Annotated in this window: 17 protein-coding genes; 10 read left to right on the top strand and 7 right to left on the bottom strand. The window is 53.7% G+C overall.

Features of this window, described 5'->3' with window-relative positions; genetic code table 11:
- Window positions 1-116 precede the first annotated feature (116 nt).
- Complete coding sequence (locus VGK23_11495; GenBank protein ID HEY3421165.1) at window positions 117-977, bottom strand: hypothetical protein; 861 nt, start codon at window positions 975-977, stop codon at window positions 117-119.
- 77 nt (window positions 978-1,054) lie between these two features.
- Window positions 1,055-1,780, bottom strand: a complete 726-nt coding sequence (locus tag VGK23_11490) for a hypothetical protein (GenBank protein ID HEY3421164.1) — start codon at window positions 1,778-1,780, stop codon at window positions 1,055-1,057.
- Between the two features lie 31 nt (window positions 1,781-1,811).
- Here VGK23_11490 and VGK23_11485 point away from each other — a divergent pair, with 31 nt between their 5' ends.
- Window positions 1,812-1,952: a hypothetical protein gene (locus tag VGK23_11485; protein ID HEY3421163.1), complete on the top strand. Its 141-nt coding sequence runs from the start codon at window positions 1,812-1,814 to the stop codon at window positions 1,950-1,952.
- 88 nt (window positions 1,953-2,040) lie between these two features.
- Here VGK23_11485 and VGK23_11480 read toward each other — a convergent pair whose 3' ends face one another.
- Window positions 2,041-4,968, bottom strand: coding sequence for an MMPL family transporter (locus VGK23_11480; GenBank protein ID HEY3421162.1), 2,928 nt, complete (start codon window positions 4,966-4,968; stop codon window positions 2,041-2,043).
- Between the two features lie 85 nt (window positions 4,969-5,053).
- Between VGK23_11480 and VGK23_11475 the strand changes: the two genes are divergently transcribed.
- The 3 genes from VGK23_11475 to VGK23_11465 all read left to right on the top strand — a co-directional run bounded on the left by VGK23_11475 (window position 5,054) and on the right by VGK23_11465 (window position 6,926).
- A complete protein-coding gene (locus tag VGK23_11475) occupies window positions 5,054-5,851 on the top strand; it encodes a helix-turn-helix domain-containing protein (GenBank protein HEY3421161.1) in 798 nt (265 codons plus the stop codon).
- A gap of 104 nt (window positions 5,852-5,955) precedes the next feature.
- Window positions 5,956-6,549 (top strand): hypothetical protein, encoded by a 594-nt coding sequence (locus VGK23_11470; GenBank protein HEY3421160.1) that lies wholly within the window; start codon window positions 5,956-5,958, stop codon window positions 6,547-6,549.
- Window positions 6,546-6,926: a transcriptional regulator gene (locus VGK23_11465; protein HEY3421159.1), complete on the top strand. Its 381-nt coding sequence runs from the start codon at window positions 6,546-6,548 to the stop codon at window positions 6,924-6,926. The genes VGK23_11470 and VGK23_11465 overlap by 4 nt, the downstream gene beginning before the upstream one ends.
- 11 nt (window positions 6,927-6,937) lie before the next feature.
- Here the strand turns inward: VGK23_11465 and VGK23_11460 are convergent, their stop codons facing one another.
- A complete protein-coding gene (locus VGK23_11460; protein ID HEY3421158.1) occupies window positions 6,938-7,711 on the bottom strand; it encodes a formyltransferase family protein in 774 nt (257 codons plus the stop codon).
- A 294-nt stretch (window positions 7,712-8,005) separates the two neighbouring features.
- Between VGK23_11460 and VGK23_11455 the strand changes: the two genes are divergently transcribed.
- The gene (locus tag VGK23_11455; GenBank protein ID HEY3421157.1) at window positions 8,006-8,395 is read left to right on the top strand and encodes an S-adenosylmethionine decarboxylase; all 390 of its coding nucleotides are present in this window, start codon (window positions 8,006-8,008) and stop codon (window positions 8,393-8,395) included.
- A 247-nt stretch (window positions 8,396-8,642) separates the two neighbouring features.
- Entirely contained in the window at window positions 8,643-9,023 is a 381-nt protein-coding gene (locus VGK23_11450; protein ID HEY3421156.1) for a dual specificity protein phosphatase, read from the top strand.
- 12 nt (window positions 9,024-9,035) lie between these two features.
- Here the strand turns inward: VGK23_11450 and VGK23_11445 are convergent, their stop codons facing one another.
- The gene (locus VGK23_11445; protein HEY3421155.1) at window positions 9,036-10,142 is read right to left on the bottom strand and encodes a hypothetical protein; all 1,107 of its coding nucleotides are present in this window, start codon (window positions 10,140-10,142) and stop codon (window positions 9,036-9,038) included.
- Window positions 10,143-10,490: 348 nt separating this feature from the next.
- Here VGK23_11445 and VGK23_11440 point away from each other — a divergent pair, with 348 nt between their 5' ends.
- The 3 genes from VGK23_11440 to VGK23_11430 are packed head-to-tail and all read left to right on the top strand — an operon-like array spanning window position 10,491 to window position 12,391.
- On the top strand, window positions 10,491-10,688 hold the full coding sequence (locus VGK23_11440; protein ID HEY3421154.1) for a hypothetical protein: 198 nt from the start codon (window positions 10,491-10,493) through the stop codon (window positions 10,686-10,688).
- Window positions 10,689-10,697: 9 nt separating this feature from the next.
- A complete protein-coding gene (locus tag VGK23_11435) occupies window positions 10,698-11,519 on the top strand; it encodes a hypothetical protein (protein ID HEY3421153.1) in 822 nt (273 codons plus the stop codon).
- The gene (locus tag VGK23_11430; protein HEY3421152.1) at window positions 11,516-12,391 is read left to right on the top strand and encodes a hypothetical protein; all 876 of its coding nucleotides are present in this window, start codon (window positions 11,516-11,518) and stop codon (window positions 12,389-12,391) included. Before VGK23_11435 ends, VGK23_11430 begins: the two co-directional genes overlap by 4 nt.
- Window positions 12,392-12,395: 4 nt before the next feature.
- Here the strand turns inward: VGK23_11430 and VGK23_11425 are convergent, their stop codons facing one another.
- Window positions 12,396-12,569 carry a hypothetical protein gene (locus VGK23_11425; GenBank protein HEY3421151.1) on the bottom strand — a complete coding sequence of 58 codons (174 nt, stop codon included), beginning with the start codon at window positions 12,567-12,569 and terminating at the stop codon, window positions 12,396-12,398.
- A gap of 237 nt (window positions 12,570-12,806) precedes the next feature.
- Window positions 12,807-13,448: a dienelactone hydrolase family protein gene (locus VGK23_11420; GenBank protein HEY3421150.1), complete on the bottom strand. Its 642-nt coding sequence runs from the start codon at window positions 13,446-13,448 to the stop codon at window positions 12,807-12,809.
- Between the two features lie 177 nt (window positions 13,449-13,625).
- Here VGK23_11420 and VGK23_11415 point away from each other — a divergent pair.
- A partial coding sequence (locus tag VGK23_11415) for a hypothetical protein (GenBank protein HEY3421149.1) occupies window positions 13,626-14,103 on the top strand: 478 nt, incomplete at its 3' end.

Raw genomic sequence — 14,103 nt, 5'->3', positions numbered from 1 at the left:
GACTCAAAGGATACACGATGCAATATTGCCGCGATATTTTTCTTCCATCAATATCTTGGTATGATTGCCAACCTGATTCAGAGCCGATTCGTTCTGCCAGGTAGATATCCAATTCTCTATAGGTGGTGAGCGATCGCCAACCGCCATTCGATGCCATATGCTCCGACGGTCGTCCAGAAGCACTCTTTCTCAACCATCTTTTGTGTGCTCAGGCTGACGAAGTAGGAATAGGTGATGTAGCCGGACGTCTCGTTGACCACTTTGCTGCCCATCGCTTGTGCTCCCGGATAGTCCTGATAGTCGGAGCCGTTGATGAGGTTCATACCTATCTGCGCCGGATCGGTATCGTATATCTCCTGGCCATCCAATTGGATGCACCAGAAGGTGAAGTCCATCCCGGTCGCTAGTTGCGGGAGGGTATTGTTCATCATGGCCGAGACGGAGAACAGGGCGCTGACCGCTCCGATGAACATTCCCACGCTGTCGAAGACCGGGGCCGCGATCACCGCTCCGGGAAGGCCCTCGATCGGCGGTATGACATTGCTCATCACCGGCATCTTGGTGCCCAGCATCTGTGCGACATTGTCCGCGGTGCTGAGGTTCATCCCTTCCAAGTAATCATAGCTCGCCGGCTCAGCGGCCACTACCACGCCATGCCTGTCATAGGTGATTATGTCCAGGATGTATGGATCAGATGCCAATGCGAGGATGAGCTCCGACCGGACCAATGTACCGTTCAAGCCTAGAGGTCCCAGGCTCGCGCTGGTGTTCTTCATCAGACCGTCGAGCCTGCCGATCTCCCCTTGAGCGGACATGTGGGCTTTGCTTAGGACGCTGTTCATCTGCAAACGGGTGGAAGTTGCCGAACCCTGTCGGTCTATCTCTGAGTTGTCGGAAACCAACGTTCCTACCGCAGTGACCGAGATGAGGAGGGCCACCATCAAAACAGCGATGAGCCAATTTGCCCGCTTCAGCATGCACGGCCAATGACCTGGGGGTATACAGTCTTGATGTTTCCGATATCATTCTTCGAACTCATCTGGGTCGGGATCGATCACATAGGATGGACCAGGAACAGCCTCCATTGGATGGTCTCAGCCCCCACCGTGGTCCAGAAGCATTCCTTGCTCACGACCTGCTTTGTGCCCAGATCCGTGACGAAGGAGTATGTGCCATAGCCGTTCGTCTCGTTCACCGATCTCCATCCCAGGGCAACCAACTGGGTAAAGTTAACGTAGTTTGGATCCGTGAGGGTATTCATGCCGATCTGCGACACGTCCGTGTCATAGATCTCCGTCCCGTCGAGCTGAATCGCGAACCATGTGAACTCAGTTCCCGCGGTCAAGGAGGGCAGAGTGGCATTCATAAGCGCCCCCACGTCGTACAACATGCTCACCGCCCCGATGAACGTTCCATTGGCACCGAATACCGGACAGGCATATCCGGAACCGCGAGTGATTCCTCGGGAGGAGAAGGTGTTGCTCATGGTCGATACTTTGTACTTCAAAAGCTCGGAGGTCTTGTTGCCTCCGCTCAGGTCCACTCCTTCCAGATAACGGAAACGTTCCGGTTCGATCGCCTGGACGATACCCTTCTTGTTGAACGTGAGGATGTCGACAGCATAGGGATTCATTGTAAGGGTACGGTTGATCTCGTCCCTGACGATCGAGCCGTTCAGTCCGGCCGACCCAAGGCGAAGCGCAAGGTCATATGTCTGGTTCCTGACCTTTTCGATCTCCTTTGCCACCACCGTCTGCCCTTTCTCCAATATGGAGCTCATCTGTATTTTCATGTTTGAAGCGGAGTTGTCTTTGGTCAACTTTGAGTTCGAATCGATCAATGCGATCGAGATCGAAGAGATTACTAGGAGCGCTGCCGCCATCATGACAAATAACGCTCTGGACCGGATCGACATGGGTGCCTCGAACCATGTCATCGATATTCAAGGTTGAGCTTTGGATCACAGAACGAGAAATGAGAAAGGGTTTGGAAGACGTTTCAGCTTCGACCGCGCCCAAAATGGGCGCATCGCTTCGGGGGTCACTGTTTCTTTGCCGCCTTCTCCTTCCGCCCTTCGCGTTGCAGCCACCCCGGTGCCCACCAGGCCTTCTTGCCCATCAGGGTCAGGGCTGCCGGGACGATATACGTCCTGACCACCATCGCATCGAGCAGCACAGCCACGGTCAACGCGAACCCGAACTCCTGAAGCATCGAGTTGCTGGAGATCATCATGGCACCGAACGCGCCGGCCATGATCAGGGCCAGGGCGGTGATTATGCCGCCGGTCCAGTCCACCGCGTCCACCACGGCCTGCTCGGTGTCCTTTCCCTTGTGGATCTCTTCCCTGATACGGGTCAGGATGAACACGTTATAGTCCATCCCGATGCCCATCAGCAGGACGAAGAGGATCAGGGGGACGAGCCAAAGTACTGGCTTGTCCAATACCGATCCGAACAGGAACGAGGTCAGTGTGAAAGACCAGGTAATGCTCATCGCGATCGATATGACCGCAAAGGCCGGCAGCAGCAGCGATCCCAGCACGACCATGAGCACTATGAATATTCCCACGACCACCATGATCTCGATGTTCGTGAACTCCTTCGAAGTGCTCTGGCTCATATCATAGAGAGAGGCCGTCGAACCGCCGACCTGGATGGTCGAGCTCGACAGGGCCACCTGGGATAATTTGGCGTTGTTTATGTCATTCCTCAATGTCGGTATGAACCCGACCGAATCAGCGCTCTGCGGCTGCTCCTTGAGGACGATCGTCAGCATCACGCTGGAATTGTCCTTGCCCAGGCCTTGCAGCATGCCCGATACGATCTGGGCGCGCTCTTCCTCGGGCAACGCCGACAGGTGATAATAGTCGATCTTGTCGCCATAGGGCCGGGTTATACTGGTCACCTTTTGCACCATCGATTCGCTGGCTATGCTCGCGGTGATATTGTCCACCGCATCCAGATAGGTCAGGTTGAAATTGGTGCCGTCATAGATGACAGTGGTTCCGGAGATCACGACCTGGGTAGGCTGGATGCTGCCGGCGCCGAAATCATTGCTCATCGCCTTCATTCCGTTGATGCTCTCGGAATCCCCCATGGCCCCGATGAAATCGAAGCTGGTGTCCGCCGTGATGAACAGGTAGGTGGTGGGGAGCGTGACCAGCACCGCAGCGATCACGATGACCTTGGCATGGCGCACCGAGAATGTCGCCGCCCGGTGGAAATACCCATGGTTTCCCGCCTTCTTCCTCTCCATCAGGTTGGTCGCGAACCTCTTCCACCGTTCGCCGGTCGTCGGCCAGAATATCCGGTTGCCGACGAGCATCAGTATCGAGGGGACAAGGGTCAGCGCGATCAACAGGGCGATGACGATGGCCCCGCAAAGGACGATGCCCATGGATTGGACGAACGAGAAGTTCGCGGTGGCCATGGCCAGCAGGGCGATGACGACCGTTGCCGCGCTGGTGACGATGGACTCTCCGGCCCAGACGACCGAGGTGTGCACTGCCTGTTCCCGGGTGGCCCCCTTGATGCGTTCTTCACGATAACGGGTGATGATGAATATCGAATAGTCCGTCCCCACGCCCATCAGTATGGCGAACAATATCGTGGAGATCATGTAGTTGATGTCCAATAGCGTCGTGCCGAGCACATAGATCAGTGCCTGGCTCAGACCGATGGCCACTCCCACGGCACCCAAAGGCAGGAACTGCCCCAGGACCGTACGGAACAGATAACCCATGAGCACGATGATTATTATGATGGTGATCGGCTCGATCAGCGCCATGTCGTTTTTGGAGCTGATCGACATGTCCTGGGAGATAGCTCCGGTGCCGGTGACGTAGGTCGTTATCTTGGAACCGGAACTGGACTTAAGGTCGCTGATGATGCCCCTTACCTTGTCCACATCCTCCAATATGGGCTTGTTGCCCTTCTCGTCGGTATAGTTATCCGCCTTGCTGAAGCTCATCATCACCAGCATGGTCTGGTTGCTGGGAGAGACAAAACTGGTCAGGAGCTTCTGAGGCATGGCTACCGGATAGGTGGCCAGCGTTCCGTTGCTGACGATCGAGCTCGCCTTTTCCGCGACCTTTTGCGGGTCATAGATGGGGCCCAGGTCATACACTTGCTGCAGGAAGGCCATGTCGGTGATGCCGGCCGCAGTGCCAATCGCGTTCAGCGTAAAGGCACGGATGACGGTCGGGTTGGAGAAGGTGGTCAGGTCGATCTTGGACACCACGCCGAACATGATCTTCTTCTGGGCAGCCTCGACCGGCAGTTCCTTGATGAACATCGGCGCCGTGTTGTTCACGCAGAACGTGGCCCGGACCATCGGGTTCGCCAGGGACGAATCTGAGGCGGTGCTGTTCCAGGTCGCCGCGAACATCCCATAATAGCCGAGCGCCATGGCCGAGATGTTGGCATCGTAGTTGCTCAGCATGACCCGCAGTTGCGCGATGGTGATGTTGTACGCTTCTGAATCGGATCCAGTGGCGGCCCAGTTGGAAGCGTGCAGTGCTGGGATGCCCCAGATCATGAACGCGCTCTGATTGATCTGTGATTCGACCGGCCTCATCTGTGCCCCAAGCTGGGTGATGTATGTCTGGAGCACCGTTTCAGAATAGGTGTAGATGGACGAGGTGCCCTCTAGATACAGGATGTTCGGTGATGTCTCCAGCCTTTTCTGCAGTTCCAGGACGAAGTCCCTGGATTGGGCATCGGTCATGTTGTTCGACTGCAGCACGATGATCAAGGTGCTGTTCGCTACCGAGTTCTGAAAGTCCTTTTCGACGATCTGAGCGACCCGGAGGGACTCATTGTCCTGACCTGCCGTCATGTCGGTATTGTATGAGACCGCATTGCTGACGTTCAACATCGCAGGTATGGCGACCAGGAGCGCCACGATCCAGATCGCGATGATCAATTTGTAACGCCTGGTAACGACGTTTGCTAGCTTATCGAATATCATTCTATGTCATGCTCCTATGAAACGTTGGAGGTCTCACTGGGCATGAAGACAACATTTATAGCCATTTTGTCACTACAGTAGTGACATGACAGACGTCGTCGACCATCTTCTCCGGCTCGGTCTGAACGAGTACGAGGCCAAGGCGTACATTGCGGCCGTGGCTCTGGGAGAAGGCACGATCAAGGAGATCAGCGATGAGAGCGGGGTTCCGCGCTCGCGGGCCTATGACGTCATGCAGCGATTGGCCGAGAAGGGGCTGGTCGAGGTGGGGAACTCGACGCCGCTCTATTACCGGGCGAACGAGCCGACCAAGGCATCGAACCATCTGATGGAGGAGATCAAGTTCGCCAGCGATGAGGCGACAAGGTATCTTAACGAGATCGGCCGGAAGGCGGAGAAGCGTGACAATCCGATCTGGACCCTGAAGGGGGACTGGGCGATCAACCACAAGGTGTGCGAGATGATCGAGTCAGCCAAGGACCATGTCGATGTGGTCTGCGCCAACAACAAGCACATCGTCCGTTATGCAAAATGCATCGCCGAGGCGTCAAAGACCAAGTCGGTGACCGTGGTGATCTCGCATCACCCGGAGAGCTTCGTGGGATCGCTGGGTAATGCCAAGATCATGAAGTTGAACGAGTTCTGGGACAAGGGCAAGGCCCCGACGGGCGGGGAGATGAGCGAAAGGGGATTCACCACCAAGGATGGAAAGTACAATCTTGAGCTGTCGGTGGTCAGCGATCACGCAGATTCGATGATATTGACGAGAGAGGGTGATGGATACCGGGCGATCATCTGCAGCGGCACCGTAATCAGCTACTTCTTCAGGTTGATGGTGGACCAGATCATCGAACATGCCGATCTGGTCAGTGGGGAGAGCTAGATATCGGTTCCGCCTCCCGCTCGAGGCGGCTGTCCGTTTCGAATAATTACACAAAGTACTTTGCATCGAAAAGTAAATATTCGGAGACATTCCTACAAATGACGATGACAACGGGGAATAAAAGCCTGGCTGCATACCGGCGGAACGTCTACACCGTGTACCATCGGGACGGTCTGATAGATATCGCATTCGGGGTGATCTTCCTACTGCTGGCGCTTACGATCCTAACAGATTCCTTTCTTTTTTCCGGCCTTTCTGGCATGGTGATATTCGGATATATGTTTTCAAAAAATGCCGTCATATCGCCGAGGGTCGGATATGTCAAATTCCACAATCTGACCAGGGGCGCCCTGCTCTTCGTACTGATCACGGTGATGATCGTCGTCCTGGGGCTCACTCTATCATTTATCTATCCCGAATTCCCGACCGTGGTCAGATCGTCCTTTCAGTCAATAGGCGAATTGATAGTGGGATCGGTCCTGATGGCCTCGTTCGCTGCAATAGGCTACATGTACGGTCTTGTCCGGTTCTATCTGTACGCCGTTCTAATGTTCTCGATCTTTGGGATCGCCCAGTTCTTTGGTGGAGAGGTTTGGGTCGATCTTGCTCTCATCGGCTTAGCGCTCACAATCTCGGGAGGCATCTTGTTGGAACGCTTTCTCAAAGTATATCCACCGATCGCGGAGGTAATGGCATGAAAGGGGACCCGACGAAGTCAGACAGCGAAAGGAAAGAGGACGACCTCTATTCGTCGTTCAGTGGCATCGACCGCGTCATTCATGAGCCTTCCAGGATGCATATAATGGTGGTTCTTTCAGAGGTCGATACTGCGGACTATGCATTCCTCATGAACCAGACCGGAATGACCTGGGGCAACATCTCCTCCCATCTCAGCAAGTTGGAGACCGCAGGATATGTCAGGATCGATAAGGAGTTCGTTGGAAAGAAACCGCATACCCTGGTGTCCATAACGGACGAAGGCAAGAACCAGCTGAGGCGATACCGCTTCGAGATGGATGGATTGCTCAAAGCCATCGAAATGAAGGGACGGCCTGTCCATCCTCATGGAGACTAGGAAGGGCCAAATCATGCCCCGATCGAATTCCCGTCCTTGCCATGGATCTCTTCATCGATCCGATCCGCCAGACAAGCGTTCGCACCGATGCTTTTTCCTTCCCGGTCGAAGACCTTGCCATCTTTGATGACGATGTCTCCGTCGACCATCATCTTGATGGCTCCCATTAGCAGATGGGCCTCCCTCTTCAATTCTTCCGCCCTCACCTGCTTTATCTGTTCATCTTTGCTCGAGTAGGCCGCCCTGATATTGTCCAGGAAGAAAGAATCGTAGCAGATGGTCCCTCCCCGGTCCAGTTCTGGCGTGCACACATGGATCGTGGCTCCATATCTCAGGTCGCCGTTTTCCACCACCTGGGCGACTATCTCCTCCCATGTCCCTTTGTATGTGTCCGGTAAGGCCGGATGAAGATTGATTATGGTGTATCGGCGGCATGTCTCTGGATCGAGTATGAGCATGTATCCGGCCAAGGCGCCGAAGTCCATGGGGTATTCGGATATCCTCTCCCGCATCGCCTTTCCATAGGCGTCTCTCCAGAGGGTCAGGTCCTTCTCCTTCAATTCCGGTTCAAAGGAATCGGAAGGGAGAATGATCACAGGAATGTCCGCCTCCTCGGCCATGCCGACAAGCTTCATCCGGAATTGATTCCCCTTGATCTCGCGGTTGATGAAAACAAAGGATATCTTTGCATCGATGGACCCATTCATGATGCTGTCCATCATTGTCTTGAAGAGATTGAAAGAGCCTGGACCTCGCGCCGTTGTGAACCAACCTATCCGTTTCATTATCGTTCATCCCTTCTCGATTCTTGTATCGTATTCGTCCCTTCATCAGTGCTTTTACACTATCATTATTTCGACCTAGAGGGTCACAGCGTCATCAAAATGCGTTAGATTCCTAGTCATGGTGAGACATGGCACGGGGGGTCAATTCCAATATGCAGGTACATTTCTGGCCTTTTTCATGCCCATGCTTAAATCCTAGAATGTTTTTGACCTTCCCTAATAATTACGGGCTATAGTATGCCCAGATGGTGATAGCAAGAGATGTATAGCATGGGTCCGTGGTCTGGAAAAATGATGAGCGACGAAGAGATTGAGGAAAGATTCAAGAAAGGCGAAGAATGGGGCCTTCTTACATCCATCGATCTGAAAGACTGCGACCCTAAAAAGATCTGCAGCGGGGAGTGCATCAAACAGTTCTCTATCGACCTGTGTGAGCATATTCACATGAAGCGCTTTGGAGAGCCGATTGTGGTCCGCTTCGGTGCAGATCCTCGTGTTCAGGGGTATTCATTGGCTCAATTGATTGAAACCTCGTTGATCTCGGGACACTTTGCCGAGAACACCAACAGAGCGTTCATCGACGTTTTCAGCTGTAAGGAATATCCACCGGAGCATGTAGCAGAGTACTGCAAGAAGTATTTCGGCGCCAAGGACGTGCAGTACTCCGTGTCATTCAGGACCTAAATCTCTTCAAACATTGATCTTTTGAGCCAGCCTGATCGGGGACCGAGGTATTCGCCCCGATCCGAGCATATTTTCCTGGCTCATTTTCTCTTCACAATTCTTGATTGTTATTTCCGCTCCCAGGACCACATCACTTTGGTCTGACCTTGAAGGGACAGCGGAATCATTACATAATCCCCAATGGAATAGAAATCGCAAGCCTCGTACAGAACGATTGCTCAGGCTAACGAACCTTGGAAGCGAACAAATGGATTGGATCGATGACACCGTGGCCGTGGGCGATTGGTTCGACGGTTTCTTTGCTCAGCGCCGTCGCCATGAAGGCATCGAGCTGATCATCGATTCCAGGGTCATGTTCACAAAGAGCATACTCCCTTCCAGGAGGTCTCCGCTGATGGAGGAGGTGCTGAAGGCCAGGGACCAGATAATCGCATTGCTCCCGCTCGATCCTAAGGTTCTCATATACTGCAACAGGGGAATGGACAGGTCCGTGTTCGTGGCGATTATGTACATGATGACAAGGTATGGGGTAGGCTACCGAGAAGCCTACGAAATGGTCAGATCCAAGCGCAAGCAGGCAGCATTTCACCGGGATTGGGAACAAGCGGTCGGCCTGCGCTTAGATTGACGTTTTCCTCCATCAGAAGTGCTCGATCACGCCCTCATCCAAAACATACCGGAGTCGGGGGCCCACCAGATAGACAGGGGAGTATCCGAACAGGTCCTGCCGGATGACGTCATATATCGCGATGGAGTAGTACTTCTTCTTCAGATCCTTCAGTCTCGCCCCCTTGTCCTCGTTCTCGGGCATATCTTCCAGGACATCCAGTTTGTCAAGTACGTCCGTGTGCAAGTCTTCCAACCGGGTGTTGAGCAGGTTGACCGCCATCCATCTGCTCATGATGCCCTGGAAATGCCTCATGATAACGAGCTGACTCACGAAAACGATCGCGATAAGGGGGAGATCGACGTTAGGGAACATGTTCAGGTCCGCGAAGAACGAGGGCAATATGAGTCCCGGAAGTAGCATCGCCCCGATGACCAGGACGCCCGCCACGGTAATCACCCCGATCATCGCCAGCACTATGACGAAGTACGCCTTCCTGCCCTTTGAACGGGCATCGTCGAAATGCCTCTTGAATGAGATCGCTATCTTGGTGATGCCCTGAGCCTGCGGCTCGATGAGCAGCATCAGGACATAGAAGAGGATGATGAAGGCGATCTGAACCACGATCAGAAGCACTGCCTGGCCGGCGATCACATGGGCCAAGAATCCGAGGTATATGGCGAAGAACATCGCTAGACCAAATATTATGGAGAATCCAAGCGAGAGCGGGACCAGTCCTCCAAGTAGAACGGTAAGCCCTATCTCGATGGCCAGCTTCTTCTTCTTCAACAACAGGCGCAGGGCCAGCCATTTCCGTTCCCTGTCGATGACCGGGGCCAGCTCCTTGTCGTCCGGACGTATCCGCTCCGTGGTGGTCGGTATCAGCATGATCACGAAGTTGTACGAATAGAGCAGGATCGCGATGATAAGCCAGAGGATGAAGACGGAGTTCTGGAAGAAGATGAGGACTATGACTAGGGATGTGAGAAAGAATGAGGCTAGATGGCCATACTTCTCGTTGGTACGGGGCTCCTGCAGTTTTTGGAGCATCTCCTCCTCGCAGGCCACCTCCGCCGCGACCTCCTGACGGAATGCGGCCACTCCTTCCCCGAAGTTCGCCGTGTCACCGCACATCCTCATTTTTTAGAGACCCCGTGTTGGTTGCTATGGGAGCTTCAAGTATTCTAAGGGTTTCGGTTATAGTCATCGGAAAATCGAACAGACTGCGGTCCTTCGGCGGCAAAATGACGAATAGGATGTTTCCTCGATGGTTTGACGCGCTGTTTGCGGCTAAATCAGCGTAGAAAGGCGTTGTGTGATCATATGGCCGTCGAACTGACCTTTCCTTCTGGATCACAAAAAAAAGCGACTAGTTCCGTCATTCACACCAAAGATCGAAGGTGCTCATCACAACATTAGCTCAATCCAGTGGTAGAAATGCAAAAACATAATAACACCGGGGCTCGAATGGTAAGCCGGTCATAACTGATGGACAAGAGAGACAAGATGGCATCGGTCCTGCACCTGGTCGGCGGGAAACCAGAGAATGTCGAGAAGATAGTGGATGAGATCGATCAGTTCATGAACACATTGAACGCGGAACTTGAGGATTGGAAAGTGTCCATGGAGGAATTCCAGGACGGGACCAGGATCTTCGCCAGGTTCCAGGTTCTGGTAAAGAAGTAGGTGCTTTCCGTGACCGATCAAAAGGAGAAAAAACGAGAGGTGAGCTTCGGTCCCGATGGAGAGGTCTGCCGCGATCTGATATGCCCGGAGGATTGGAAGGATCCTCAGAGTCGGAAGGTCATCACTGAGTTCCATAAGGAAGGGCTGCCCAAGAACCTCGTGGGAGTCGATGCAGACCTTGAGACTTTCGAGCAATACTGGAAGAAAAAGGGTGGCACGGTCAAGGTCAAGGGGGAGTACCACAAGAACGGGGCCCCATTCCTCGATCGGGAAAAGGGAAGTAACATCGCCATCGGATCGGTAGAACAAGCAGGGGTCACCGAGGCCAAATCGGTGGAAGTAGAGAGTGAAATGCCATCGGCGGAAGGAGAGCCCGAGGAATCCCCGCGGATGGAAGGCGCCGCCGGCACATCGCCCCCGCAGGAACAATCTACACAGAACAAGATCCAGCGGCCGATCGACCTGGGGCTTATCGAGATGGTCAGCTACACCCTGTTCCGGGTCGTGTTCAGCAAGGGATTGAGCATCCCGATAAAGCGTGACGGGACGGTCGACATGGACGTCACGGTCAAAGGAAAGGAGATCACCATCAATACCAACCAGCTCTTCTTCTCCGTTCCAGAATTGAACGTGTGGCATGTGGTGTACCAGCACAAAGGGAAGCCAGTAGTAGAACTTGGGCGTGGCGTCAAGAACGGGATGTCCATTCATCGCGTTCAGGCATTGAAGCTCGCTCTGGAGATGTGGAACGGATCGAGGAAGATGAACAAGCTGAAGCTCAAACAGATGAAGGAAGCAGACAAGAAGGCGCACATCGAGGCCGCAAAATGAATGAGGTTTCCGAGGTCGAGCGGCATCAAACCCACCGGGAATTCTTCCGGGACGTTCTTCAGGACATCCATAGGATCATGATGACCGAGTTCCACTTGACCAACGTCTCGGTCAAGCCGGTCGGGGCTGAGGTTGCCAGACTTTCCATCCCCATCAAGATAGAGGGTACGGACAAGGATGGTAGGCGGGTCCGCTATTTCGGCAAGATCCTTGGCGGGACCGACAACATGACCGCAAGGGCCATCCAGCTGGTCAAGAACCTTTACCTGCACATGAACTCCATGGCTCCGATGTTCCGGATCACCGAGTCGCCGGAGGAACTGGCAAGACATCAGTATGAGATGATGAATGCGATCAGCCAGCTTGGCATCCCGACCGCCACGCCCAGGGGGATATACCCTTTGAGAGCAAAATTGTGGCTGTTGGTGGCCGACTTCCTCGACGCCAAGCCCATCGGTGACGTGCCCGAACTGACCGACGAGCACCTTGACACGGTGTTCAGCTACCTGAGAAGGATGCACGACAACGGGATCTACCACGGGGACATCAAGCCGGACAATCTGATGTTCGGTGACGAGGTCTATATCGTCGATGTCGGGAACTTCATGAACGAAGCGCCCCCCTCGCAGAAGCTGGCCTATGATCTCGCTTCACAGATCACATCATTCCTGGAGTACAGAGCTGCGTCGAAGATAGTGGAAATCGCCAGGAAGTATTATCCCTGCGAGGAGATGGTGGCTGCGGCCAAATACCTGGACATGATCCAGAGGCGTCCGGACATAGTCCTAACGAACGAGAATAAGGAAGAGTTATCGCGCCTCATGAACTTGAAAATAAGGCGCAGATTGTTTGGTAGGTACAGGAAGGTCTGAGAGCTCACTCCTTCTTACGCTTGATCAGGGCGGTGGCGTGGATCTCTACCCTGGTGCCCTCCTTCGTGTCCTCGATGGAGAACTTCCACTGCTCCAGCGTCGCGGACATGTCCTTGAACATCTTCTTGATCTCCAAGCTCTTTTCCGTTATTACGTCCTTGATGTCAGTTTCGGGCATTGTTTATCACCTTCACTGACGATTCGATTGGGAGCAGGAATTATAAAAAACTGGCCATCAGCGGTTCCTTTTCCGGGCTCTGCGTTGGCGACGCAGTATCACCGCACATCCAGGACTCATCCGCGTCGACATCGGATCCGTAACCTAGCTTCGGTATCGAGTACCTTTTCTCCGGATCGATGAGGACGTCCCCGCAACTCGGTCATTCCCGAGAACATTGACGAAGGCTAATTCGGATCATTCAAGCCGCTCCCGGATGAACAGAAGCGTTTTCCTCCAGGCGTCCTTGGCGGCGATCGGTTCGTGGCCTGGCCAATCCGGTCTATGGAAGGCATGACCTGCGTTCGGATAGAGATGGACGTCCAATCGCTTTCGGTGCTCCACCATGGCAGGCAACATGTTCGCCAAGGCCCAAGGGGTCACATGCTTGTCTTCTGAACCAAGCATAAGCTGGACCGGCCCAACGAGCCCCACTAGATCTTTTGCATCTTCTAACATCCCGTAGTAGTCCACGCAGAAGTCGATCTCCATATTACACGCACCCAGTAACGCGAATCCCCCGCCCATGCAAAATCCCATTGTGCCGATCCTGCGGTCTCCTATCCTTTTCTTCAGTAATTCCCTGCCGCCGGACATGGCTTCGAGCACCTGCTCTTTGGTCAGAGCATCACGGATCTTCCTGCCCTCCTCGAGAGTTGAGGCGGTCTTGCCCCTGAACAGATCCGGCAGTATTGTCCAGTAACCTTCATTGGAGAGCTTCTTTCCCACCGAGAGCGCGTATTCATCGATACCCTTTATCTCGTGTATCAGGATGATCCCCAAAGGCAGGCGTCCCTGGAAGATCGTGTAGTTCCATCCGCCGGATTCGAGTTGGTCCATATTTTTCCCTTACGGAAGGCTCCCATTCCCGGATACTTATCCTTTGTCCGACCTTTGGTCGCCAGACCAACGTTGGTAGGGCCGATCATCATTTGGTGGCCCGTCCGTAGATAAAGAACTCGTTTTGGTTCTCATCTCGACGAAAATAAAATGCCGATGGAACGTGTTCATTTCTTGATGTCATATTCTTCGTCTCTGGAAGCCTCACTTGCATTGTATCAGCAGGCCAGATACAAAGAGGCATATGACCTGATCACACAGGAAGCATCATCACCAGATTCGATTCCGGCATTGGTCTACTATCTTCGATATTCTTTCGCCTGCAGGGCGGGGATGAATGATCTGGCTATGGGCCTCCTGCGCGAGGCGGTCATCGATAATGGGTTTTGGTACTCTCCTGACCATCTAGGCGATGATGATCTGGAACCCTTGCGGGGGCTCATGGAGTTCAAAAAGTTGGTTAAGATATGCGCGGATCGGCAGAAGATAGCAGTGAACAGCTCGAGATCAGAGATCGAGATCGTTCCACCTTCGAGTAGAGTTAGCGGTTCGAGGGCATCGATCGTTGCGCTGCATGGAAACCAGCTCAACATCCGGACGACCAAACACATCTGGTGTGGCCAAGCCCTCTCTGATTGCCTGGTCGCCCTCCCAC

The sequence above is a fragment of the Methanomassiliicoccales archaeon genome (assembly GCA_036504055.1).
In the GTDB taxonomy this organism is placed as follows: domain Archaea; phylum Thermoplasmatota; class Thermoplasmata; order Methanomassiliicoccales; family UBA472; genus DASXVU01.
Note: the sequence above shows the minus strand (reverse complement) of the source record. Positions and strands in the feature narration are given on the sequence as shown.